Raw genomic sequence first — 23,704 nt, 5'->3', positions numbered from 1 at the left:
ACCAACGTGCATGGCACGGCACCGGACCAGCGGACCGTCGGAAGCGACGCGGAGTAGTTTCCGCACGACGGCAGCGACGTGCGATGTGCCGGGTCCGAAGAACGTGGCCGAGCCGGCGCGGCTTAGGCGACCGCGCTCCACCTAAGATAGAACACCACAAACAGCGCGCACGCAATCGCGATGGACGTGCACGGCGTCGTGCGACGCACGACCGCGCTGCTCGAACCGGCCCGCCGGGTGTGGTCAGCTCTGCATCACCCAGTCCGGCAGGCGCGCGAACCAGGGCTGCGCCTGCTCGAGCTGGCGGGCGAGCTGCAGCAGCCTCGTCTCGTCGCCGAGCCGGCCCACGAACTGCACGCCGAGCGGCAGGCCGTCGGCGGTCCAGTGCAGCGGCACGCTCATCGCCGGCGTGCCCGTGAGATTGGCGAGCTGCGTGAACGGGACATATTGCAGGCTGTCGCGGGCGATCTTGTCGATCATGCCGTCGAGCAGGCCCCAGCGCGTCATCAGCCCGAGCAGGCCGATGCGGTCGAGCATGTCGAGCAGGGTCTGCTCGGCGGTGCTCGGATCGCCCTCGCCGTGCCGGATTGGCGGATGCGCGAGCGTCGGCGTCAGCAGCAGGTCGTAGCGGGCATGGAAGCGCGCGAGCGCCCGCGCGAACTCGTTCCATTTCAGCAGCTGCGTCGTCAGCGCGCCGGCCGAGATCGCGCCGCCGAGCGTCGACAGCACCCGCGTCAGCAGCTCGAACTCCTCGCGCCTGGCGCCCTTGCCGCGCGCGTCGGCGACCAGCGCCGCGACCTGGCCGAAATAGATGTGCAGGAACGCTGTCGCGAGCGCGGGGCCATCGATGTCGGGCGAGGCCTCCTCGACCTCGTGACCAAGGCCCTGCAGCAGCTTCACGGCGTTGTCGACCGCAAGCTTCGCCTCGGCATGCACCTCGGTCCCGATCGGCGACGCCACCGTGTAGCCGATGCGCAGGCGGCCGGGATCGCGGGCTACCGCGTTGGCGTAGACCACGCCGGGCTCGGCGGTGAGAAAGGGATCACCGGGCTCGCCGCCCGCGATGACGTCGAGCGCGAGCGCGGTGTCGCGGACGCTGCGCGACAACACGCCCTCGCTGGATGCGCCGAACCAGTACTCGCCGAAGCCGGGCCCTGACGAGATCAGCCCGCGCGATGGCTTCAGGCCGAACAGGCCGCAGCAGGCGGCGGGAATGCGGATCGAGCCGCCGCCGTCATTGCCGGCGGCCATCGGCACGACGCCCGAAGCGACCGCCGCCGCAGCGCCGCCGCTGGAGCCGCCGGGCGTATGTGCGGGATTCCAGGGGTTGCTGACGCGGCCGAAGGCGCGGGAGTCGCTGACGCCCTTCAGCGCGAGCTCCGGCAGGTTGGTCTTGCCGAAGATTACGAGGCCGGCCTCGAGATACCGCCTCACGACCGAGGCATGCTCGCCGGCGACGAATCCGGATAGCGCCTTGCTGCCATAGGCCGTCGGCAGGCCCGCATAGTCCTGGGCGCAGTCCTTGATCAGGAACGGTACGCCGGTGAGCGGGCCGTTGGCGGGCTTGGCGAGCTGCGCGCGGGCCTCGCGCTCCATCAGCCTGCAGACGGCGTTGGTCCTCGGCTGGGCCCGCTCGTTCTGCGCCAGCGCGAGCTGCAGCAGCTCCGCCGCATGGGTCTCGCCGCCCTTCACCGCGGCGGCAAGCGCCGTCGCATCGCGCTGCACATAGTCCCGGACGTTCACATTGCCCTCCCCGCGCCGCCATTCGTCGCCGTGATCGTAGCTGATTCTGGCTGCGACCGAGGCGCAGTTGCGCCGAACGCGGCGGCAATACGGCGCATTGGCGGCAATCGTGGCCACACGATGATCTGCTGCGGTCGACTTGAGGGCGGGATTACGCAGTCTGGTCCTGATTTTAGTTAATTTGATTCAGATCATTCGTCCTGTCCCTTGCACCGACCTAACCTTATGCATCGTTAGTTGCGTAGAGTGACGAGAGAGCGATGGGACGCCTCGCAAGCCTGCTGAGCCGAGCGCACGGTCCGCATGAGGATGCGGCAGCCCTGCCCGTGACCACCGCCGACTACTTCATCCTGCTGTCGCGCGCGATGGAGAGCCTGCCGGATTCCACCCCCGAACGCCGCGCCGAAGTCTACCAGTCGGCCCGCCAGGCGCTGGTGACCCAGTTGCAGGCGATGGATCCGCCGGTCTCGCGATCACGCATCAAGGCCGAGCAGCGCGCGCTCGACGATGCGGTTGATACGATCGAGACACGCGCGCTGACGGCGCCGGACGGCAGTCCGGAACAGACGACGACGCTGGTCCCGGATGACCCGCTGTATCCCTCCTTCGTTACTGCACAAATCGACATTCCGACCGCTTCCGTTTCAACAGCTCAAGATGATGACCAGGACCCCGCCATGGCTCAAACCCAGTTTCATTCCAAGTTTGCCCCGCGCGCCGTCGAGGAGAAGCCGATGTCACGACTCGATGAAATCAACCGGGTGCTGCGCAAGCTGCAGAGCGACTCGTTCGGGGTCGAGGCCTGCGCGCTGATCTCGGAGGACGGGCTGATGATCGCGAGCGTGCTCGCGGCCGACATGGAGGAGACGCGGGTTGCCGGCATGACCGCGACCTTGCTGTCGCTCGGCGGCCGCGCCGCCATGGAGCTCGGCCGCAGCCATCTGCAGGAGGTCATCATCCGCGGCGAGTCCGGCTATGCCGTGCTGGTCAGCGCCGGCCGCGGCGCGCTGCTGCTCGCGCTCACCAACGAGAACAGCAAGCTCGGGCTGACCTTCTTCGACATGCGTGAAGCCGTCAGATCGCTGCAGAAGGTACTGTAGCGCACCGTCGTCCAATGAGCCGGCGCGCTGCGATGGCGCGGCGCCGGCGGGAGTAGTTTCATGGCCAATACCGTCCTCTACGACGACGGCGTTCACAAGAACATTCTGCTGGAGGATTTCGGCGCCGGCGACCACGCGGTGCAGGCGAACCAGCATCTGATCATCCACGACCGCGTCGGCATGCTGCTCGATCCGGGCGGCCACAAGGTCTATTCCAGGGTGCTCAGCGAGACCTTCAGCGAGCTCTCGGGCGGGCGGCTGAAATATCTGTTCCTGTCGCACCAGGATCCCGACATCGTCGCGGCGATCAACGGCTGGCTGATGACGACCGACGCCGACGCCTACATCTCCGAGCTGTGGACCCGCTTCGTGCCGCATTTCGGCTTCGACCACATCGTTGCCCACCGGCTGAAGCCGATCCCCGACGAGGGCATGGTGTTCGATCTCGCGGGCAGCAGGCTGTACGCGCTGCCGGCGCACTTCCTGCACAGTGAGGGCAATTTCCAGCTCTACGATCCGATCTCGAAGATCCTCTACAGCGGCGACCTCGGCGCCTCGATCGGCGTCGACTACACCGTCGTGCGCGACTTCAAGGCGCATACGCGCTTCATGGAGGGCTTTCACCGGCGCTACATGGTCTCCAACCGCGTCATGAAGGCGTGGGCGCAGATGGTCAGCACGCTCGACATCGAGATCATCGCCCCGCAGCACGGCGCGCTGTTTCCGGATGCTACGATGTCGCGCCAGTTCATCGCGTGGTGCGCGGGGCTCGAATGCGGCATCGACCTGATCACGCCGAAATTCAAGGTGCCCGTGGGCTGACATGCTGGCGCCCTCCCCGAACTCCGCTCTGCCTTCTCCCGCCATGCGCATCGATGCGTGCACCGTGGCCGGCGAAGAGGCGCCGGTCTGGCTCGCCGCGGCCTTCGCCGTCGCCGGCACCCTGATCGCCGTCATGTCGGCAGCGCTCTGGCAGCAAGGCACCGCCACGCCGCCGGTCGCGACGGCCGCAATGCCGGTGACGGCCGTGCCGCAGCGCGACGCCCCCGTTGCCGACGCGGCACCCAAGCGACGGGAGGCGCGGATCGTCGACCCGGCACCGGTCGCGGCGCCGCCGATGCCGCCCGTGATCGCTCCCGCCGTGATCGCTCCACCGACACCGCCGGTCGCCCCGGCAGCGCCCCCGGAGCCCCAGACACCCGCGAAGCCCTCCGCCGAGTGCTTCGCGCCGCTGGCGGTCGGCTTCGAGCGCGGCAGCGCACGACCGAACCCTGCCGACATGAAGCGGTCGCTGGCGATCCTGCAACGCGCGCTCGCGCGCCATGGTGAGGCGACCATCATCATCGAGGGGCATACCGATGCCAGCGGCACCGAGGATCTGAACGTGCTGCTCAGCTATTCGCGCGCCAAGGAGATCGCGGCCCAGTTGAAGCGCGAGGGCCTCCCCGCGCAGCGGATGTCGGTGCGCGCGGCCGGCGCCGGCGAGGCGCGCGGCGATGCCCAGGCGGTCGCGGGCGACCGCAAGGCCGTGCTGCGCATTGCGGGCGTCGATGATTGCAGTCAACTCACAGCGACGAAGCGACCATGACGATCTATGCCATCGTGAGCGGCCTCGGCGCCGCCATTCTGCTCTTGACCTCGGGCTATCTGTTCGGCGCCCGCCAGGGCGCGCTGTCCCGCGAGCTGTTGCGCCGGCAGGTGCAGATGCAGGCGGCCAGCCTCGACCAGTTGCAGGAGCAGAGCAGCCACGACGCCATCGAGCGGGAGACCAGCCTGCGCAGCGCGATCGAAGATGTGCTGGCGCCGCTGGTCGAGCGTGAGCGCATCTCGCTGGATCTGGCGCAGCTCGCGAGCCGGCCGGGCCGGCGCCGCGAGCTGGTGCCGCTGCTCGACCGCATCGCCGAAGTCGGCCGCTTCCAGACCGTGCTGCTCACCAACGAGGAAGGCTTGCCGCTCGCGGCCAATACGACCGCACACCGCACCGAGCAGCTTGCGGCGGCGGCGACGCGGCTTGCGCTCGTGGCGGAGAAGATCGCCGACGAGACCCACATCGCGCCGTTGTCGGTGATGCTGCGCGACGCCTCGGAGGCGACGACGCTGTGCCGGATCTTCCGCGTGCAGGACCAGACGCTCACTCTGACCGCGCTCTCCAACGATACGCGCCTCGCCTCCGTGGCGCTCGATCCCGCCCTCGCCAAGGTGCAGGTCGCGCTGACGGCCCCGGCCTGACACCTCCTCAAAACGCAAAGGGCGCCGCACCTCTTGCGAGGCACTGCGCCCTTCGCCGACCTCATTGTCAGGGATGAGGCCGACTACACGCGGCTGCGGCCGCGGGCGAGGCCCACGACGGCCGAAACCAGAAACAGCACGATGGCGATGAAGAAGATGATCTTGGCGATCTCGATCGACGCACCGGCGATGCCGCCGAAGCCGAGGATGCCGGCGATCAATGCGATAACCAGGAAGGTGACAACCCAGCCTAACATGACACGACCTCTGTCTCTCGATTGCGGTTCAAAGCGACGCGGAGCTTGCGCCGTTGCCAGGACAATCGTGGCTCGGAACAAAGGTTCCGGGCGCGCGGGCCGCTAAAAATTCGCGATTTGCCGGAACAAACGCCCATCGAAGCTGGAGCGGCGTCCGTCTGCCCCGAATTAGGGCTGTAAAATGCCCCCGCCGGCCCCATATAGCCGTCAATCCCTGCTATGAGGGCTCCTTCCTGCAGACCTCGTGATGCCGTCATATGATGCCATCCGAGGGACGAGACTGATTCGCTGATGACCGAGCCCAACCGCGTGAGCCCCTTTCCTGCGCCTGACCACCAGCCCGTTGCCGGCGGCATCGCCGCGCGCGCCCGCGCCGCCGCGACCGGTGGCGCGCGCTATCTGGCCGGCCTCAATCCGGAGCAGCGCGAGGCGGTCGAAACGCTCGATGGCCCGGTGCTCGTGCTCGCCGGCGCAGGCACCGGCAAGACCCGTGTGCTGACCACGCGCATCGCGCATATCCTGAGCCAAGGCCGCGCCCGGCCGAGCGAGATCCTGTCGGTGACCTTCACCAACAAGGCCGCACGCGAGATGAAGACGCGGCTTGCCGAGATGCTCGGACAGGCGGTCGAGGGCATGCCCTGGCTCGGCACCTTCCACTCGATCTCCGGCCGCATCCTGCGCAGCCATGCCGAGCTGGTGCAGCTCAAGTCCAATTTCACCGTGCTCGACGTCGATGACCAGATCCGCCTGCTCAAGCAGTTGCTGCAAGCCGAGAACATCGACGACAAGCGCTGGCCGGCGCGCATGCTGGCCGGCCTGATCGACGGCTGGAAGAACCGCGGCCTGGCGCCGTCCCAGGTGCCTTCGGGCGAGGCCGCCGTGTTCGCCAACGGCAAGGGCGGCAAGCTCTATGCGAGCTACCAGGAACGGCTGAAGATCCTCAACGCCGCCGATTTCGGCGACCTGCTGCTGGAGAGCATCCGGCTGTTCCGCGAGAACCCTGACGTGCTGCGGCAATATCAGAGCCGCTTCAAGTTCATCCTGGTCGACGAGTATCAGGACACCAACGTCGCGCAATATCTGTGGCTGCGGCTGCTGTCGCAGGCGCCGAGTTCGTCGCGTGCCGTCGCCCCATCCTCCGTCATTCCGGGGCGGCTCGAAGAGCCGAACCCGGAATCCCGCGCTGAGGATAACCAACTGCGAGATTCCGGGTTCGCACCTGGCGGTGCGCCCCGGAATGACGACGCCGCGCAGGGCGCCACGCCGCCGCTCAAGAACATCTGCTGCGTCGGCGACGACGATCAGTCGATCTATGGCTGGCGCGGCGCCGAGGTCGACAACATCCTGCGCTTCGAGCACGACTTCCCCGGCGCCAAGGTCATTCGCCTCGAGCGCAACTACCGCTCCACCGGGCACATCCTCGCCGCCGCCTCGCACCTCATCACCCACAATGAAGGCCGGCTCGGCAAGACCTTGCATACTGAGGACGTCGAGGGCGAGAAGGTCACCGTCACCGGCGCCTGGGATTCCGAAGAGGAAGCGCGCGGCATCGGCGAGGAGATCGAGGAGCTGCAGCGCAAGGGCGAGCATCTCAACGACATCGCGATCCTGGTGCGCGCGTCCTACCAGATGCGCGAGTTCGAAGACCGCTTCGTCACGCTCGGCCTGCCCTATCGCGTGATCGGCGGCCCGCGCTTCTACGAGCGCGCCGAGATCCGCGACGCGCTGGCTTACTTGCGCGTCATCAACTCGCCGGCCGACGATCTCGCCTTCGAGCGCATCGTCAACGTGCCCAAGCGCGGGCTCGGCGATGCCACGGTGCAGATGCTGCACGACCATGCCCGCAAGCGCCGCATCCCGCTGTTCGAGGCGGCGCGCGCGGTGGTCGAGACCGACGAGCTGAAGCCGAAGGCGCGCGGCTCGCTGCGCGGGCTGATCCTGCAGTTCGAGCGCTGGCGCGCCCAGCGCGAGGTGACGCCGCATACCGAGCTCGCCGAGATCGTGCTCGACGAGAGCGGCTACACCGAGATGTGGCAGAAGGACCGCTCGGCCGATGCGGCCGGGCGACTGGACAACCTCAAGGAGCTCGTCCGCTCGATGGAGGAGTTCGAGAACCTGCACGGCTTCCTCGAGCACATCTCGCTGGTGATGGACCGCGAGGGCGCGGCCGACGAGGAAGCGGTGTCGCTGATGACCTTGCATTCGGCCAAGGGGCTGGAGTTCGACAACGTGTTCCTGCCGGGCTGGGAGGAAGGGCTATTCCCGAGCCAGCGCACGCTCGACGAGCAGGGCCGCGCCGGGCTGGAAGAGGAGCGCCGCCTCGCCCATGTCGGCCTGACCCGCGCGCGGCGTCGGGCAAAAATCTATTTCGCCACCAACCGCCGCATCCACGGCACCTGGACCACCACGATCCCGTCGCGCTTTCTCGACGAGCTGCCCGCGGCGAGCGTCGAGATCACCGAGTCGAAGGGCGGCTCGGGCTGGGGCGGCGCCGGGGGCTACGGCCCGTCGCGCTTCGACAATGTCGAGTCGTTCGGATCGAGCTATTCCACGCCGGGCTGGCAGCGCGCGCAGGCACGTCGGCCGGGCGCAGCGCGCGGTTCGTCGGAGGGCGGCTTCAAGGAAGAGCCGTCGCCGTTCTCGGGCCGTGATCCGTTCGGCAGCGGCTTCGGCGGTCATTTCGGCCGTGGCAAGCGCGGACCGATGACCATCGAGGGCGAGCTGGTGGCGAAATCCACCGGCACGACATCCGAATTCGCCCTCGACGACCGCGTCTTCCATCAGAAGTTCGGCTATGGCCGCGTCGTCAAGATCGACGGCAACAAGCTGACCATCGCCTTCGACAAGGCCGGCGAGAAGCACGTCGTCGACAGCTTCGTGCAGCGGGCGTGACCTGACCGCCACGCCTGCGCTTGCCGCGTAGCCGCTCGCCGCGATCGAACTTCACACTTCGCCTTGGTTAGGCCTTGACCGTGGCAGCATGCATCGTATGAGATGCAATCATGGTCCGGGGATACATTCTGTTGAGTGTTGCGGTCGCGCTGTGTGTGCCCTCGCTGGCGGCGGCGCAGACGATGAGCTTTGGCGATTCCGCGGGGCTGATCGCGTCGAGCTGCGGCGCCGACATCACCGCCAATTGCCGCGGCGTCAATCTCGACTCCAACCGCCTCAAGGAATGCCTCTCGCGCAACCAGGACGTGGTCTCCGCGCAGTGCAAGGCGACCTATTTCAAGGCGTTCGAGGCGATCCAGAAGCGCATCGCGGCACGGGTCACGGTCGCCAACGCCTGCCAGCGCGAGATCGTCAAGCTGTGTGGCGGCTCCACGAAGGAGACGAGCAAATCGATCCCGTGCCTGATGACGGCCAACGGCGTGAGCGCGCGGTGTCAGCAGGCGATGGGTGAAGCGGGGTATCGCTGATGCGGCGGACCGCGAGATCATTGCTGTCAGGGCCGATCGTGGCTTCGCTGATGGCCGCGAGCGCGCCCGCCTGGTCGCAGGAGCCGGGTCGCGAGGACATCGTGCGCCAGCTCGGCCGCTTCGAAACCGCACCCACGCTGGATCTGCCGGCGCTGAAGCAGCAGACGCAGGAGCGTTCCAGGTCGCGCGGGCGCAACGAGCCGCCGCCCCAGAAGCGTCCGCCGATCGCGCCGGAGCTGATGAATCTGCCGGCCTTCAACGTCGACATCCAGTTCGACGTGGACACGCCGATCGTGCGCCCGGAATCGTACCAGACCGTCGGGCGGATCGCCGATGCGATGGTGTATTCCGATCTGCTGCCCTACACCTTCCTGATCGTCGGCCATGTCGAGGCCAACGGCAAGCGCGAGGCCAACGTCATCCTGAGCCAGCGCCGCGCCGACGCGATCCGCGACATCCTGGCGAACACCTTCAAGATCTCGGTCAAGCGGCTGCAATCGATCGGACTTGGCGAGGAGCAGTTGCTCGACCCGTCCAAGCCGACCGCCGCCGTCAATCAGCAGATCCAGATCATCCCGATCGCAAAGACCGTAGAAGAGGCCGCGCCGCCGCCTTCGGCCCCTGCCCCGGCAGCGCCCCACAAGCAGGCCCCGCGCAAGCATCGCAGTTGATGCAATTGAGACCTGCGCTGAGGCCATGAACCCAGCGCGCTGCAGGTGCGACTGTTGTCTCAGCAGGTTGCCGATACGCTATTCCCGACAGGCGCCAATGGAACCTGTTTTCAAGTCGGGTCGCGCGGCAATGCTGCTGGGCCGTGATTGCCGGGTTTGTCGATGCAGCCGCTTGATGGTATAGCCCCCTCTTTGCGGCCGTCGATTGAGCGACGGTCGATCTCATTGACGAGCGAGCCAGCCATGAACGCCATGTTCCGACGCCAGATGGTCGACTACGTCGAATACCATCGCGATCCGCGCAACGGCCTGATGCATGTGTTCGGGATCATCCTGTTGTTCCTGGGCGCCGTGCTGCCCCTGAGCTTGTGGCATTTCGACGCGTTCGGCATCCGGATCGGCCTCGGCGCCGTGCTGGCGCTGCCCGTCCTGCTCTACTGGCTGCTGCTCGATGCCGCACTCGGGGCCGGCATCCTGGCCTTCGCCGTGCTGTTCCTTGCTGCGGCCATGATGATCGCCGATCACGTCCATGGCGTCGCCTTCTGGGCGCTGTTTGCCGCGCTCATCATCTTCGGCTTTGTCTCGCAGGCCGTGGGCCACAAGGTGTTCGAGCGCAACAATCCATCTCTGCTGGATCATCCGGCGCATCTCTTTCTCGGTCCGATGTTCGTGATGGCGAAATTGTACATGGCGTTGGGTCTGCGGCCTTCGGTGGCCGACCTCATCGCGCCGGACTGGTCGCCGGATCGGCTCGCATCGGACCGGCTTCAAGGCGATCAGCACTCGCGCCCCTAATGAAAGTCCTCGTCACCGGCGGCAGCGGTTTCATCGGCCATCACCTCGTCTCTGCGCTCGCGACGCGGGGCGCGGAGGTGCGTGTGCTCGATATTCGCTGCCCCAGCCACATGATCGCTGACGTCGAGTACATCGAAGGCTCGGTGCTCGATGCGGGCCTGGTGAAGCAGGCGGTCGCCGGCGTCGATCAGGTCTATCATCTGGCTGGACTGCCCGGCATGTGGATGCCGGACCGCGAGGACTTCTACCGCGTCAATTGCGTGGGCACGGAGACGGTGCTGGCGGCGGCGCGCGCCGGCCGGGTGCGCCGGTTCCTGCACTGCTCGACCGAATCCATCCTGTTCGACTATCCCGGCTCGACCGGCGCCGCATCGGCACCGACCGCACCGCCGGCCGAGGCGATGCCCGGCGCCTATACGCGCTCCAAGGCGCTGGCGGAGGCCCGCGCCATGGCCGCCGCGGCGGACGGCTTCCCCGTCGTGGTGGGCACGCCGACAATGCCGATCGGGCCGCACGACAGCAACCTGACACCGCCCTCGCAGATGCTGCGGCACTTCCTGGACAGCCGGCTCCAGCTCTATCTCGACTTCGTCGTCAACCTGGTCGACGTCCGCGACGTCGCGGACGGCCTGATCCTGGCGATGGAGCGCGGCAAGGTCGGCGGCCGCTACGTGTTCGGCGGCGAGAGCCTGCGCCTCAGCCGCATCCTCGATCTCATGGCGGCGATCAGCGGCCGCAAGCATGTCGCGGTCGCCGTGCCCGGCCGGCTGGCCGAGCTGTCGGCGGGCATGCTCGAGCTCGTCTCCGATCACCTCACCAAGCGCTGCCCGTCCGGCACCGCCGAGGGGGTGCGGATCGCCCGCGCGGCCTCGGATCTGTCGATCGACAGGGCCAAACGCGAGCTCGGCTACGTCCCGCGCCCGATCGAGCCGACCTTGCGCGAGACGATCGGCTTTCTGCTCGGTTCCGAGCCGGGAAAGCGGCTCGACGGTAAACAACACCCTTTTCGCACCGCGGCCGAATAGCTAAGAGCAGCCGGTCCCAGGTCTCATAACGGTTCCAACACATGTCCGGCGATGCCAGCCCCATCTCGTCGTTTGCGTTCAGCGGATGGACCACCACCTGGCCCACCTCGCTGCTGGCCATCATCTGGCTGATCTGGCTCGCAAGCTGGGTCGGCGCCTCGTTCTGGTCGGGGCAGACCCGCAAGCATGTGACGGTGATCAAGACCAGCCGCTATCACGCGCTGATCGTGCTCGGCGGCATCCTGTTCACGCCGTGGACCTCGCGCCTGCTCGGCGAGAAGCCGTTCTGGACTCCCGGTGAGACCGGCGTCTACCTGCTGACCGTCGTCACCCTGGCCGGCATCGCCTTCACCTGGTGGGCGCGCATCCATCTCGGTCGCTTCTGGTCCAACGCGATCACCCACAAGGAAGGCCACAAGGTCATCGACACCGGCCCCTACGGCATGGTCCGTCACCCCATCTATACCGGGCTGATCCTCGGCATGATCGCCACCGGCATCGCGGTGGGCACGGTGACCGCCGTGCTGGGCGCCGTCCTGATCTCGCTCGGGATGGCCTGGAAGGCAAAGATGGAAGAGGTCTTCCTCGCGCAGGAGCTCGGGCCGGATTACGTCACCTACCGGCAGCGCGTGCCGATGATCATTCCGTTCCTGCCGCCGGGCTAGAGCGCTCAGCGTCTGGCCTGGGCTTCCGAAGGCGGCTGCGGCGACTGGTTTGCCGCCTGCGGCAGCAGGTGGCGCGGCAGGATGATGCGCTGGCCGGGGACCAACGGCTGGGTGGCGAGGCCGCGGTTGGATTGCTGGAGCGCCCAGAGCGGAACGTGATAATTGGTGGCGATCTGGTCCAGGGTCTCGCCCGGCCGTACCGCCAGAGCAGTGCCGCTGTCCCACAGCTCCACGGAGGCTTTCGGCGGCACCAAGTAGCGCAGCGGCACCGGGTCCGCGTCGGCGGTCGCCGAGGTCTGCGACAATTGGCTGATCATGGTGACCAATTGGGCGTGCACGTCCTCCATCTTGTCGATGTTGATGTGCGTGACCTCATCATGATCCTTCATGTCGAAACTGGCGTAGTGACCGCGAAAGCCGGGCTCCGGCTTGACGTCGCCGCCGCCGAGAATGTTGTCGGACAGGAACAGGTTGATGAAGCGCTGCACGTTGGGCGGCACGCTCTTGGTCGCATGCGCCGGATCGACGGTGACGACGAGGGCAACCGGGATGTTCTGCTCCTGCAGCGTGATCGCGATGCGGACGCTGCACAGCCCGCCCATCGAATGGCCGATCAGCACGATCGGGCCCGGCTCCTGGCGGTAGTTCTTGGCCACCTGGAGCGCGATCAGGTCGCACAGCGTGAATTCATAGACACTGGCCCGGTAGCCGGCCTGCTCGATCTTTTCGGCCAGACGATCCATCCCGGTCGAGAACAGCGGCCCGAGCGCGCCGCGGAACAGGTACACCCGCGGCGGCGGCAGCGGCTGGCTGATCTCGGGCGGCGCAGTCGGTACGGCGCGGATCGCCGCGGGGGTTGCTGCCGGGGATGCCTTGGCGGATCTGGTCGGCGCGGGGGCGGACGCAGCGCCGGGCTGGGCGGCCCGCGAGATGCTTGGGGCGGCAAGTCCCGCGAGCAAAGGTGCGGTGACGAGGATCGCGAGCAGTCTCCTGCCGGCAGCCACCTTGGCTGGACCGAGCCACCGCTTCGCGATTCGCGCCACGCTGGTCATTCGCGCTCCCGGGAAAGCTCTCGGCTGAGATCAAGCAGGGTCATATCCCCCCTGCCATACCGTTTGTCGCCGCCGAATGGGAGCATTTTGGGGCGCGCGCCCCGTGGCGCGGCCGCGGACTACCGGTAGCCGGTCACGTTGGCCGCGCGCTGCGGCGCGGCCATGCGCGTCGGCGGCGCCGCCGCCGGGCGGCCGCGGCCGCCGAACACCACGCCATCGATGGCACCGATCACCTTCTGCTGCATGATCTGGTTCTTCTCGATCGTGACGTGGCCGACACCGGGAACCGACTGGACGTCGACATTCTCAAGCTTGCCGCGGAAGCCGTCGTCGCGGCGGACCGGCTCGCCGGCACCGCTGGCGATGTAGAAATTGATGTAGCGCTCGGCGTTGCCGCCGACGAGCTTGGTCTTGAACACCGAATCGAGCCCGATCGCGAGCTTCACCGGCACCCCGAGCTGGCCGAGCTTGTTGATCATGTCCGGCAGCGCGGTCGCGCCCGAGGAATGGCCCACCAGGATGATGGTCTTGATCCGGCCGGCGCGATAGGCGGCCGCCGCTTCGTCGGCGAGCGACGACCACGACACGAAATTGGCGACCGTGTTCGGAATGCCCTGCGAATCCAGCTTGGCGGCGATGTCGTCGAGCCCGAGCGAGAAGATGTTGAGCACGCCGCGCAGCAGATAGACATGCGTGGTGCTGGCGGCGGTTGCGGCCGCCGGGCTCGGTGCCGCCCGGACCGATCCGGTGCCGAGCGGCAGAGCCAGCGCAACGGCCAGCGCCACCATGCCAAAGCAGCGCGCCGAGAGGCTGCGCTTGAAGGTGGGTCGAACGGTGCTGGCGCGTGCCGTCATCGGTCCTTCTCCGCGGCGGAAATGTCGAGACGGCGCGACCGTACCCAAGATGCTCGCGGACGCAACATCGTCGGACATCGCAAGGCGGCGTTCCTCCTCAGACGTGGCTGAGCGGCAACACTCAGCCATATCGGCCACGGAAAAGCCCAACAAGCGACATGATCGAGGGCGGCGCGCACGATTGCGCGAACGCATCGCCGTCCCTATCTGAGCGCTTCGCCTGCGCCCCCTCCTCCGCGCAGCTCCCCCGCTCTTTTCGAATCCCTCGCATCGAATCCCCGTGATGGCTCCCGTCATTTCCGTTACCGGCCTGTCGAAGACCTATTCCTCGGGCTTCACCTCGCTCAACAATGTCGATCTCGCGATCGAGCGGGGCGAGATCTTCGCGCTGCTCGGGCCCAACGGCGCGGGCAAGACGACGCTGATCAGCATCATCTGCGGCATCGTCAATGCGTCCGCGGGCAAGGTCGCGGTCGGCGGCCACGACATCAACCGCGACTACCGTGCCGCACGGGCGCTGATCGGGCTGGTGCCGCAGGAGCTGCACACCGATTCGTTCGAGACCGTATGGGCCACGGTCAGCTTCAGCCGGGGGCTGTTCGGCAAGCCGAAGAACCCCGCCCTGATCGAGAAGATCCTCAAGGACCTGTCGCTCTGGGACAAGAAGGACGCCAAGATCATCACGCTCTCCGGCGGCATGAAGCGCCGCGTGATGATCGCGAAGGCGCTCTCGCACGAGCCGCAGGTGCTGTTCCTGGACGAGCCGACCGCGGGCGTCGACGTCGAGCTGCGCAAGGGCATGTGGGACGTCGTGCGCGAGCTGAAGGCCGCCGGCGTCACCATCATTCTCACCACGCACTACATCGAGGAAGCCGAGGAGATGGCCGATCGCGTCGGCGTCATCAACAAGGGCGAGATCGTGCTGGTCGAGGACAAGGCCAAGCTGATGGCGAAGCTCGGCCGGAAGCGGCTGAGCCTGCATCTGCAGCACCGGATCGAGACCATCCCCGAGACGCTCGCGCCCTATCATCTGGCGCTGTCGGACGACGGCTGGCGGCTCGCCTATGACTACGATACCAAGGGCGAGCGCACCGGCATCACCAGCCTGCTCGGCGATCTCAGGACCGCCGGCATCCGCTTCGTCGATCTCGAGACCAAGCAATCATCCCTTGAAGACATCTTCGTGAGCCTGGTGCGGCAATGAATTTTCGCGCGGTCGCCGCAATCTACAAGTTCGAAATGGCGCGCACCTGGCGCACGCTGCTGCAGAGCATCGTGTCGCCCGTCGTGTCGACGTCGCTCTACTTCGTCGTGTTCGGCGCCGCGATCGGCTCGCGCATCAGCCACGTCGAGGGCGTCAGCTACGGCACCTTCATCGTGCCCGGCCTCGTGATGCTGTCGGTGTTGACCCAGAGCATCTCCAACGCCTCGTTCGGGATCTACTTCCCGAAATTCATCGGCACGATCTACGAGATCCTCTCGGCGCCGATCTCGCATTTCGAGATCGTGCTCGGCTATGTCGGCGCGGCCGCGACGAAATCCATCATTCTCGGGCTGATCATCCTCGCGACCGCCGGGCTGTTCGTGCCGCTGCACATCCAGCACCCGGTGTGGATGCTGTCGTTCCTGGTGCTGACGGCCGTGACCTTCAGCCTGTTCGGCTTCATCATCGGCATCTGGGCCGACGGCTTCGAGAAGCTGCAGATGGTCCCGATGCTGGTGGTGACGCCGCTCACGTTCCTCGGCGGCAGCTTCTACTCGGTCAACATGCTGCCGCCGACCTGGCATTCGATCGCGCTGCTCAACCCGGTGGTCTACCTGATCTCGGGCTTTCGCTGGAGCTTCTACGAGATCGCCGACGTCAGGGTGGAAATCAGCGTCGGCGTGACGCTGCTGTTCCTGGCGATCTGCATGACGATCATCTGGTGGATCTTCAAGACGGGCTACCGGCTCAAGCATTGAGCCGGCGCCTCAACTCAGCGGTAGCAGTGGAAGCGGCCGTAGCTGTCGCGGTATCCCCGGCAGTGATAGTGCCGGTGGTAATAGGAGCGGTGCGGAATGCCGAGCACGCCTTCGACGGCGCCCACGGCTCCGCCGACGCCGGCACCGACCGCGCCGCCGACGACGCCGCCCACCGGACCGGCGATGCGGTTGCCTTCGTGGGCCCCTTCATGGGCGCCACGGATGATGCCCTGGGCATGGGCGAATTGCGGCAGCGCCAGCCAGGCCAGCGCCAGGACGACCAGCGCGAGCGCAGCCAGCAGGTAGGTCAGCTTCTGCGGCGCGCGATCATCGAGCACCGCCGTCTTGGCCTTCATCGTCAACATTTTGAGTCCTGGGAACCGCATGGGGGAATCTTTGAAACGCGGATGCGGCCAAAAAGTTGCGCGGTCGTGACGAATTGCACCGATTAGAGAGGTCCCAAAACGCCGGAATGAAAGACCATCCGCGGTCGCGAAAATGTCAGCGCCGGTGAACGCGGGGAGCCTTTGTCCTGGTCCTGCCCGACATTAAGGTTGAGGCTGCCCTCGGCTGGAACAAAGCCGGCAATTCCGACATAGTGCAGGCCGAGGCGATGACCTGGGCGTTAAAGTCCCGTTTTGAGGTCTCTCCACAGTCGAGGGCCCTGGAGGCCAGAGGTTAGATGCGTACCATCCTTTTTGCAGTTGCCGGCTTCGCCTTTCTGTCGGCCACGCCGGCTCTGGCCAAGATCGACATCACGGTCGACAAGAACAGCCAGATCATGACGGTCGCCGTCGATGGCGTCGAGCGCTATCGATGGCCAGTCTCGACCGGCATTCCCTCACGGGAAACGCCGAATGGCTCGTTCCGCGCCTTCCGCATGGAGGCCGATCATTTTTCCAAGGAATTCGACGACGCACCGATGCCGCATTCGATCTTCTTCACGAAGGTCGGTCACGCGATTCACGGCACGGATTCGGAAAGCCGCCTCGGGACCCCGGCGTCCCACGGCTGCGTCCGGCTGTCCAAGGCCAACGCCACGACGCTCTACGACCTGGTGCAAAAGGACGGCGTGCTCAACACCACGGTGACCCTGACCGGCTCGGCCGAGGTGGCGCTGGCGCGCAATCCACGCCGCGGCACCGCTGTTGCCCGCCGCGACGTGCCGCAGCAGTATGACGACAGCGGCGAGCCGGTCGTGCTGACGCCGCAGCCACAGATGCTGCCCGGACGCCAGGTCGTTCCGCAGCAGCGGCCCGATGACGGCTACATCTATCCCGCCGACGGCAGCGACAACGGCGTGCGTTATCCGGCGCCGCGCGGCACGGCCCGGCGCGTCTATGACGCCCAGGCCTATCCGCAGCAGCAGCAGTACGATTACCAAAACGGCAATCCGAGCTACGCGCAGCCGCGCTATTACCAGCCGCGCTCTTATTATCAGCCGCGCGGCTACTACACCTATCAGGACTGATCGCGCATTGATCCTCGCGGCCGGGCGCTGTTACGCAGCGCATCGGCGCCTCCTCACTCGGCGTTGACCCGCTCGAGCGAGGCGGACGCACGATCGGCGCTGGCCTGCCCGCGGGCCGTCGGCATGCGCGCGCGCCGCTGCACGAAATACTGATCGGCCAGCACGCCGATCAGGATCACCGTGCCCATCACGGCGAAATTGAGCGAGCTCGGGATGCCCAGCAGATTGACCAGGTTCTGCAGCATCTGCAGCAGGATTGTGCCGAGCACGACGCCGATGACCGAGCCCTCGCCGCCGCGCAGCGAACAGCCCCCGAGCACCGCTGCGGCGATCGCATAGAGCTCGTAGAACGAGCCATGCACCGCCGGCGAGATCGAGCGGGTGTACATCGCCAGCAGGACCGCGGCGAGCGCCGTCAGGGCGCCGCAGATCACATAGGCCGCGATCGTCACCCGATCGGACCGGATGCCGGAGTAGCGCGCCGCCTCCTCGTTCTTGCCGACCGCGTAGAAATAGCGGCCGTACACCGAGCGGTGCAGCACCAGCCAGGCGATGCCGGCCACGATGGCGAGCGCCACGACGCTATGCGGCAGTGGAAAGCCGAGGACATCGGTGCGGCCGGCGGCCAGCCATTCCAGCGCCGGGAAGCTCGCGCCGTAGCCGAAGCCGGCCGTGGCATCCTCGGTGTAATAACGGGCCGCGCCGCGATAGATCAAAAGTCCGCACAGGGTCACCACGAAGGGCTGGATGCGCATCTTGGTCACCAGCGTGCCGTGGACCATGCCGATGGCGACGCCGCCGGCGAGGATGAGGAACAAGGCGGCGACCCAGTCGACGTCCCGGTTGACGATGAGGTCGATGAACAGCACGCCGAGCAACGCGATCACCGAGCCCACGGCGAGCTCGATGCCGCCAACGATGATGACGAAGGCCTCGGCGATCGAGAAGATTCCGAACATGCCGACCTGGTTGGCGGTATTGGAGAGGTTGCCGACCAGCAGGAAGCGCGGGTTGATGAAGGCGACGACGGCGCCGACCACCAGGATCAGGATCAGCAGGCTGAGATCTTTTTTCTGCACGGGCGCCCTCGCTCAGACGGTATGGCCGACGGCGAGCTGAAGCACGTTGTGCTCGCTGAACTCGTTGCGGGCCAGGAAGCCCGAAATCATGCCTTCATGCATCACGGCGATCCGGTCGCTCACCCCGATCACCTCCTCCATGTCGCTCGAGATCATCAGGATCGCGACGCCGGAATCCGCCAGCCGCCGCAGCATGTCGTAGATCTCCTGCTTGGCGCCGACATCGATGCCCCGGGTCGGCTCGTCGAAGATCAAGACCTTTGGCCGCATCGACAGCCATTTGGCGAGCACGACCTTCTGCTGGTTGCCGCCGGACAAGGTGCCGACCGAGACCTTGACGTCGGACGCCCGGATCTTGAGCCGTTCGCGCTGCCGGTCGGCATTCTCGGTCTCACGCCTGATGTCGACAAGTCCAAAGCTGAGATAGGAGGCGAGATCCGGCAGCGAGATGTTCTCGGCGATCGACAGGTCGAGCAGCAGGCCGCAGGCCTTGCGGTCTTCCGGAATGAGATAGATGCCGCGATCGATCGCCGCGCGCGGTGTCGAGATGCGGATCGGCTCGCCCTCCAGGCTGATGCCCCCGGCCAGCAGCGGCTCGACGCCGAAGATGCCGCGCGCGAGCTCGGTGCGGCCGGAGCCGACGAGACCTGCAAGCCCGAGGATCTCGCCGCGCCGGAGCTGCAGGCTGACGGCCTGGTTGGGATAGGTCGCGGTCACGGCCTCCACCACGTCGAGCACGGCCTCGCCGGGCGGCGCGGCCGGCGGCACGTAGAGTGACCGCAGGTCCCGGCCGATCATCAGCCGGATCATCGCGGCAGGACTGAGCTCGTCCCGCGTGAGCGCGCCAACCATGCGGCCGTCGCGCAGCACGATCGCGCGATCGGCGCATTGCATGACTTCGTTCAAGCGATGCGTGATGAAGATGACGCTGACCCCGCCCGCCTTCAGGCCGGCGATGACCTGCATCAGCCGCTCGGTTTCCGACAGCGTCAGGCTGGAGGTCGGCTCGTCCATGATCACGCAGCGCGCATCGAGCGACAAAGCCTTCATGATCTCGACCAGCTGGCGCTGCGCCAAAGACAACTCGGCAAGCGGCGTCTCCGGCTCGAAATCGGCCCCGAGGCGCGCGATCAGCGGGCGCACCCTGGCTCGCAGCGTCGCCCGGTCGATCAGCCGCAGCGGACCGCCATAGACCGGCTCGCGGCCGATGAAGACGTTGCCTGCGACATCGAGATTGTCGAACAGGTTCAGCTCCTGGTGGACGAAGGCGATGCCGGACGCGATCGCGTCCGCCACCGTGTAGCTGGTCCGCGCCGCGCCATCGATCCGGATCGTGCCGCTGCTCGGCTCGACGACGCCGCCGAGCACGCGCATCAAGGTCGACTTGCCGGCGCCGTTCTCGCCGACCAGGGCGATCACCTCGCCGGGCGCGACCGACAGGCTGGCGTGGTCGAGCGCGACCACGCCAGGATAGGTCTTGCCGATGTCGATCAGCTCGAGGAAGGGCTCGCGCACGCCGGCCGTCGCGCTACTTCTTCAGCATCTGCTTCATCTGCGCCATGAAGTCGTCGACGTTCGACTTCTCGATCACCTTGCCGGGCACGATGATGATGCCGTTCGCCGGCACGCCCGACTTGTCGCCCTCAACGACCTTCGCCATCAGCTTCATGCCCTGATAGCCCCACTCGAACGGCTGCTGCACGACGGTGCCCTCGATCGCGCCGTCCTTGACGCCGCCGAGCGTGATCGGATCCTCGTCGAAGCCGATGATCTTGATCTTGCCGAGCTTGCCGGCCTCCTTCAGCACCTCATAGATGCGCGGGGTGTTGTAGGAATAGAAGCCGACCAGGCAGCTCACGTCCGGCATCGCTGCCAGGATGTCCTCGACATTGCGCTTGGCCCGGGTCTGGTCGATCTCGTCGCCGCGCACGTCGACCAGTTCGACCTTCGATCCCTTGATGGTCTCCTTCACGCCTTCGATGCGCTCGCGAGCGTTGTCAGCCCCGAGCAGGCCGACGAAGCCGACACATTTGCCGCCGTTCGGGAGCGCCTTCAGCATCAGCTTGCCGGCATCCTTGCCGAGCTCGGTATTGGAGGAGCCGATATAGGCGATGCGTTTGGATTGCGGGGCGTCGCTGTCGGTGGTGAAGAGCACCGTCTGTGCGGCAATCTTGTTCAGGTGCTCAGTCTGGTTCTTCGGATCGACGGCGCTCACCATGATTCCGGCGGCCCCGGCCGCGACGAGGTCATCCAGCATCCGCTGCTGCACGGCGGCTGCCGCCTGCTCGGGATATTTGAGCTGCAGGTTGTAATTGGGCAGCTCGCCCTGCGCCTTCTTCACGCCGGCCTCGGCGATCTTCCAGAAGTCGGAGGCACCGTTGACGACGAAGGCGAGGACCTTCTTGTCCGCGGCTCCCGCGGAGCCGAGACCGAGCGCCATCGACAACAAGGCAGACGCACCGGCAATCCAAAGACGCTTCATTGAACCCCTCCCATGTGAAGCCAGCCTGCTTTGATGCGGCCGGCATTTGGTAGTCGAACGATATCTAGTCGCGAACAGTCGTCTCTCGTCCGAACCGCTGGCTCCGCCCGGACGAACAGCACCTCGATCTGGACAGCGTCCGCGCGATCGTTCGCTCAGGGCAAGACGACCAGACCGGTCCCTCACCGCTCAGTTTGCGATCCAGCTCGACTGCGCGTGCGTGCCCCAACCCACCCATTCGAAGACGCGCAAAGTACCGACCTCAAATGAGGGGCGCACCTCAAGGTAGCATGGTCATGACGGGCACGCAACAGAGGCCCGCGCAGAAAGCGCGAAACCACTGCGTTTTGCGATGCGGTACAGCAAAGTCGGCGATCAGACGCTCGAGAAATCGATGCGGCAATGCAACCGAGGCCCGCCGCTGACGAGGCGCGCACCTCTTTGGGCGCAGACGCCATCATCACGGCGATCCAAGCCCGGCGACGTCGAACGGCGGCAGTGCCCTGTTACTCGCCGTCGCGAAGCCGCCGATACACGGCGCCGAGAATGTTCGAATAATCGTCGGTCCAGACCCGTTCGCCGTCGGTCGGCTCAGTTTCGGTCCACTTGTCCGAGGAGGCGAGCTTGCCGACGTCGGCGTCCTCGCGCGCGCTGATGACGACGTCGGTGGAGAAGATGTACTCGTCGTCGCGGCCGGAGTCCTCGTTGTAGACCCAGCTCTTCAGGTCGTTGGCGTCGGCGATGCCGACAACGACGCTCTCCAGCTCCAGATGCCGATTGGAGACATGCATCACAACAGCGCCCTGCGGCGCCAGCTTCGCCTTGTAGATCGCCATCGCCTCCTCCGTCGCCAGATGGATCGGAATCGCATCCGAGGAATAGGCGTCGACGATGATCAGATCGTAGGCGCCGTCCGGCTCCTTGGCAAAGGTCAGCCGGGCATCGCCGATGACGGGCTTGATGTCCGGCGCGCAGTTCCTGATGTAGCTGAAATATTTCGTGTCGCTGGCGGTGTCGACCATGGTCTGATCGATCTCGAAGAATTTCCAGCTCTCGCCAGGCTCGGCTGCGCATGTGAGCGTGCCGGCGCCGACGCCGATGACGGCGACCTTGAGCGGCGCGCCCTTGCGCTCCCGGATCGCGGTGATGGCGCGGCCGATGCCGCCGTCCTTGTGATAGTAGGTGATCGGCTCGGGCCGCCCCGTCACCTTGGAGCCATCGGCGTTGAGATATTTCTGCGCGCCGTGAATGGTCGTGCCGTGCATCAGCACGTGGTAGTGCCCGTCCGATGTCACCACGATCTTGTGCACGCCGAAGAAGCTGCGCACCGTCTCGACGCGGCCGTCATCGGCCGGATAGGCGCGGATCAGGACGAGCGCGAGCGCGGCCGTCGCGAACACCTTCCAGCGGCCACCGTTCAGCAGCAGAGCGAGCAGCGCTGCGAGCACGCCCGCGGCGCCCGCGACATAGACGCGGTGGTCCTCGAGATAGGTCGTGACCTTGCCGGTCATGCCGGCGGGCACCAGCAGCGCGACGGCGATGACCGCGAGCGGGAGCCAATACCAGCGCGTGATCCCGGGCAAGCGCTCGTTGGCCGCGGGCCGGCACAGCGCCGCCAGCGCCAGCAGGATCGGATATTCGGCAACCCATGAGAAGGTGAAGGGGGCGATCAAGCCGGCGAACAGGCCGCCGACCATGCCACCGAACGACAGCGCGACATAGAAGCCGGTGAGATATTTGGCCGGCGGGCGCGTGCGCGCGAGCTCACCATGGCAGGCCATGGCGATGATGAAGAAGCAGAGCTGGTGACCGCCGAGCGTGAGCGCGAGATTCTGCTCGCCGCCAAAAGCGAGCAGCACGACGACGCCGGCGATCGCCAGCGGCTGCAGCGCCAGCATCCATTTGTGCGGCAGCAGCGGCCGCGACTGGAACACCAGCACCCAGGTCAGCAGATAGAGCGACAGCGGCAGCACCCATAGCAAGGGGGCGGCCGCGACGTCGGTGGAGATGTGCGCGGTCACCGCGATCAGCAGGCCGGAGGGCACTGCGGCCAGGAAGATCCAGCGCAGGCGCAGCAGCCAGCGTGGCGCCGGCGCATGGCTCTCCTCGGTCTGCAGCAGGCTCGTCACGATCACGGGCGACCGCAGCAGCAGGACGCCGCAGCCGGCGATCAGCGCGATCAGGAGGCCATAGCCACCGGTCCAGATCAGGTTCTGCATGCGCAGGCTGAAGATCGGCTCGATCAGCAGAGGATAGGACAGCAGCGCCAGAAAGCTGCCGATGTTCGACGACGCATAGAGGAAATACGGGTCGGGCGCGGCCGGATGACCCGTGCGCACGAACCACGCCTGCAGCAGCGGATTGTTGGCGGCGAGCGCGAAGAACGGCAGGCCGATCGACACGGTGAACAGGCCGAGCAGCCACAGCCCGTAGCCCGAGGTCGGCGGATCGCCCCAGCTACTCGCGATCGACAGCGGCAAGCCCAGGATGGCGAAACCGAGCAGCAGCAGATGAATCGCGATCGGCAGCACCCGGCTGCGCAGCTGGGTGAGAAAATGCGCATAGGCGTAGCCCGCCAGCAGCAGGGTCTGGAAGAACACCATCGCCACCGACCACACCGCCGGCGAGCCGCCGAGTCGCGGCAGCACCATCTTGGTGAACAGCGGCTGCACCGAGAACAACAGCAGCGCGCTGACGAAAATGGCGGCGGTATAGACGACGAGCACCAGCCGGTTGCGTGCGGCGGAGGGCTGAGCGACGGCGGCGGGCGAGGCGATTGAGGTCATGACAACTCCGGCAGCAGCGCGGCCGGCATCAGATGCCGAGGCCGGACCGCGATGAGCAGACGAGACATAGCGGATCGCAGGGCGGTATGGCGAGGAGCTGAGGCAAAATGGAGT

The 23,704-nt window shown here is 66.5% G+C and carries 22 protein-coding genes; 13 read left to right on the top strand and 9 right to left on the bottom strand.

Going from position 1 to position 23,704, the window contains the following annotated elements:
- Positions 1-243 precede the first annotated feature (243 nt).
- Positions 244-1,743, bottom strand: a complete 1,500-nt coding sequence (locus tag QW861_RS06500; protein ID WP_316192945.1) for an amidase — start codon at positions 1,741-1,743, stop codon at positions 244-246.
- 260 nt (positions 1,744-2,003) lie between these two features.
- Between QW861_RS06500 and QW861_RS06495 the strand changes: the two genes are divergently transcribed.
- The 4 genes from QW861_RS06495 to QW861_RS06480 are packed head-to-tail and all read left to right on the top strand — an operon-like array spanning position 2,004 to position 5,072.
- Positions 2,004-2,843, top strand: a complete 840-nt coding sequence (locus QW861_RS06495; protein ID WP_315825259.1) for a roadblock/LC7 domain-containing protein — start codon at positions 2,004-2,006, stop codon at positions 2,841-2,843.
- A 60-nt stretch (positions 2,844-2,903) separates the two neighbouring features.
- Complete coding sequence (locus QW861_RS06490) at positions 2,904-3,665, top strand: MBL fold metallo-hydrolase (protein WP_315713400.1); 762 nt, start codon at positions 2,904-2,906, stop codon at positions 3,663-3,665.
- 1 nt (position 3,666) lies between these two features.
- Positions 3,667-4,431, top strand: a complete 765-nt coding sequence (locus QW861_RS06485; protein WP_316192838.1) for an OmpA family protein — start codon at positions 3,667-3,669, stop codon at positions 4,429-4,431.
- A complete protein-coding gene (locus QW861_RS06480; RefSeq protein ID WP_315713402.1) occupies positions 4,428-5,072 on the top strand; it encodes a hypothetical protein in 645 nt (214 codons plus the stop codon). The genes QW861_RS06485 and QW861_RS06480 overlap by 4 nt, the downstream gene beginning before the upstream one ends.
- A gap of 83 nt (positions 5,073-5,155) precedes the next feature.
- Here QW861_RS06480 and QW861_RS06475 read toward each other — a convergent pair whose 3' ends face one another.
- Positions 5,156-5,329 carry a DUF1328 domain-containing protein gene (locus QW861_RS06475; protein ID WP_006614063.1) on the bottom strand — a complete coding sequence of 58 codons (174 nt, stop codon included), beginning with the start codon at positions 5,327-5,329 and terminating at the stop codon, positions 5,156-5,158.
- A 291-nt stretch (positions 5,330-5,620) separates the two neighbouring features.
- Between QW861_RS06475 and QW861_RS06470 the strand changes: the two genes are divergently transcribed.
- From QW861_RS06470 to QW861_RS06445, 6 genes are all read left to right on the top strand, one after another.
- The gene (locus tag QW861_RS06470) at positions 5,621-8,221 is read left to right on the top strand and encodes an ATP-dependent helicase (RefSeq protein WP_315752452.1); all 2,601 of its coding nucleotides are present in this window, start codon (positions 5,621-5,623) and stop codon (positions 8,219-8,221) included.
- A 110-nt stretch (positions 8,222-8,331) separates the two neighbouring features.
- Complete coding sequence (locus QW861_RS06465; RefSeq protein WP_315713404.1) at positions 8,332-8,748, top strand: hypothetical protein; 417 nt, start codon at positions 8,332-8,334, stop codon at positions 8,746-8,748.
- Positions 8,748-9,419, top strand: coding sequence for an OmpA family protein (locus QW861_RS06460; RefSeq protein WP_315713405.1), 672 nt, complete (start codon positions 8,748-8,750; stop codon positions 9,417-9,419). The genes QW861_RS06465 and QW861_RS06460 overlap by 1 nt, the downstream gene beginning before the upstream one ends.
- Positions 9,420-9,662: 243 nt before the next feature.
- On the top strand, positions 9,663-10,214 hold the full coding sequence (locus QW861_RS06455) for an Mpo1-like protein (protein ID WP_315713406.1): 552 nt from the start codon (positions 9,663-9,665) through the stop codon (positions 10,212-10,214).
- On the top strand, positions 10,214-11,239 hold the full coding sequence (locus tag QW861_RS06450; protein ID WP_315713407.1) for an NAD-dependent epimerase/dehydratase family protein: 1,026 nt from the start codon (positions 10,214-10,216) through the stop codon (positions 11,237-11,239). Before QW861_RS06455 ends, QW861_RS06450 begins: the two co-directional genes overlap by 1 nt.
- 41 nt (positions 11,240-11,280) lie before the next feature.
- Positions 11,281-11,904 (top strand): isoprenylcysteine carboxylmethyltransferase family protein, encoded by a 624-nt coding sequence (locus QW861_RS06445; protein WP_315752449.1) that lies wholly within the window; start codon positions 11,281-11,283, stop codon positions 11,902-11,904.
- 5 nt (positions 11,905-11,909) lie between these two features.
- Here QW861_RS06445 and QW861_RS06440 read toward each other — a convergent pair whose 3' ends face one another.
- Both QW861_RS06440 and QW861_RS06435 read right to left on the bottom strand, forming a co-directional pair.
- On the bottom strand, positions 11,910-12,956 hold the full coding sequence (locus QW861_RS06440; RefSeq protein WP_315752448.1) for an alpha/beta fold hydrolase: 1,047 nt from the start codon (positions 12,954-12,956) through the stop codon (positions 11,910-11,912).
- 119 nt (positions 12,957-13,075) lie between these two features.
- Complete coding sequence (locus QW861_RS06435) at positions 13,076-13,810, bottom strand: hypothetical protein (protein WP_409998012.1); 735 nt, start codon at positions 13,808-13,810, stop codon at positions 13,076-13,078.
- Positions 13,811-14,093: 283 nt separating this feature from the next.
- Between QW861_RS06435 and QW861_RS06430 the strand changes: the two genes are divergently transcribed.
- Both QW861_RS06430 and QW861_RS06425 read left to right on the top strand, forming a co-directional pair.
- A complete protein-coding gene (locus tag QW861_RS06430; protein WP_315752447.1) occupies positions 14,094-15,014 on the top strand; it encodes an ABC transporter ATP-binding protein in 921 nt (306 codons plus the stop codon).
- A complete protein-coding gene (locus QW861_RS06425; protein ID WP_315713411.1) occupies positions 15,011-15,772 on the top strand; it encodes an ABC transporter permease in 762 nt (253 codons plus the stop codon). Before QW861_RS06430 ends, QW861_RS06425 begins: the two co-directional genes overlap by 4 nt.
- Positions 15,773-15,786: 14 nt before the next feature.
- Here QW861_RS06425 and QW861_RS06420 read toward each other — a convergent pair whose 3' ends face one another.
- Positions 15,787-16,137, bottom strand: a complete 351-nt coding sequence (locus QW861_RS06420) for a hypothetical protein (protein ID WP_315752446.1) — start codon at positions 16,135-16,137, stop codon at positions 15,787-15,789.
- Positions 16,138-16,454: 317 nt separating this feature from the next.
- Between QW861_RS06420 and QW861_RS06415 the strand changes: the two genes are divergently transcribed.
- On the top strand, positions 16,455-17,243 hold the full coding sequence (locus QW861_RS06415; protein ID WP_315752445.1) for a L,D-transpeptidase: 789 nt from the start codon (positions 16,455-16,457) through the stop codon (positions 17,241-17,243).
- Between the two features lie 53 nt (positions 17,244-17,296).
- On the opposite strand, the gene QW861_RS06410 is transcribed toward QW861_RS06415, so the two are convergent.
- The 4 genes from QW861_RS06410 to QW861_RS06395 all read right to left on the bottom strand — a co-directional run bounded on the left by QW861_RS06410 (position 17,297) and on the right by QW861_RS06395 (position 23,590).
- Positions 17,297-18,322, bottom strand: coding sequence for an ABC transporter permease (locus tag QW861_RS06410; RefSeq protein WP_315752444.1), 1,026 nt, complete (start codon positions 18,320-18,322; stop codon positions 17,297-17,299).
- Between the two features lie 12 nt (positions 18,323-18,334).
- Positions 18,335-19,837 (bottom strand): sugar ABC transporter ATP-binding protein, encoded by a 1,503-nt coding sequence (locus QW861_RS06405; RefSeq protein WP_315752443.1) that lies wholly within the window; start codon positions 19,835-19,837, stop codon positions 18,335-18,337.
- A gap of 13 nt (positions 19,838-19,850) precedes the next feature.
- On the bottom strand, positions 19,851-20,804 hold the full coding sequence (locus tag QW861_RS06400) for a sugar-binding protein (RefSeq protein ID WP_315713416.1): 954 nt from the start codon (positions 20,802-20,804) through the stop codon (positions 19,851-19,853).
- A gap of 506 nt (positions 20,805-21,310) precedes the next feature.
- Complete coding sequence (locus QW861_RS06395) at positions 21,311-23,590, bottom strand: fused MFS/spermidine synthase (RefSeq protein WP_315752442.1); 2,280 nt, start codon at positions 23,588-23,590, stop codon at positions 21,311-21,313.
- Positions 23,591-23,704: the final 114 nt, after the last annotated feature.

The sequence above is a fragment of the Bradyrhizobium sp. SZCCHNRI1029 genome (assembly GCF_032487555.1).
Classification (GTDB): Bacteria; Pseudomonadota; Alphaproteobacteria; order Rhizobiales; family Xanthobacteraceae; genus Bradyrhizobium.
Note: the sequence above shows the minus strand (reverse complement) of the source record. Positions and strands in the feature narration are given on the sequence as shown.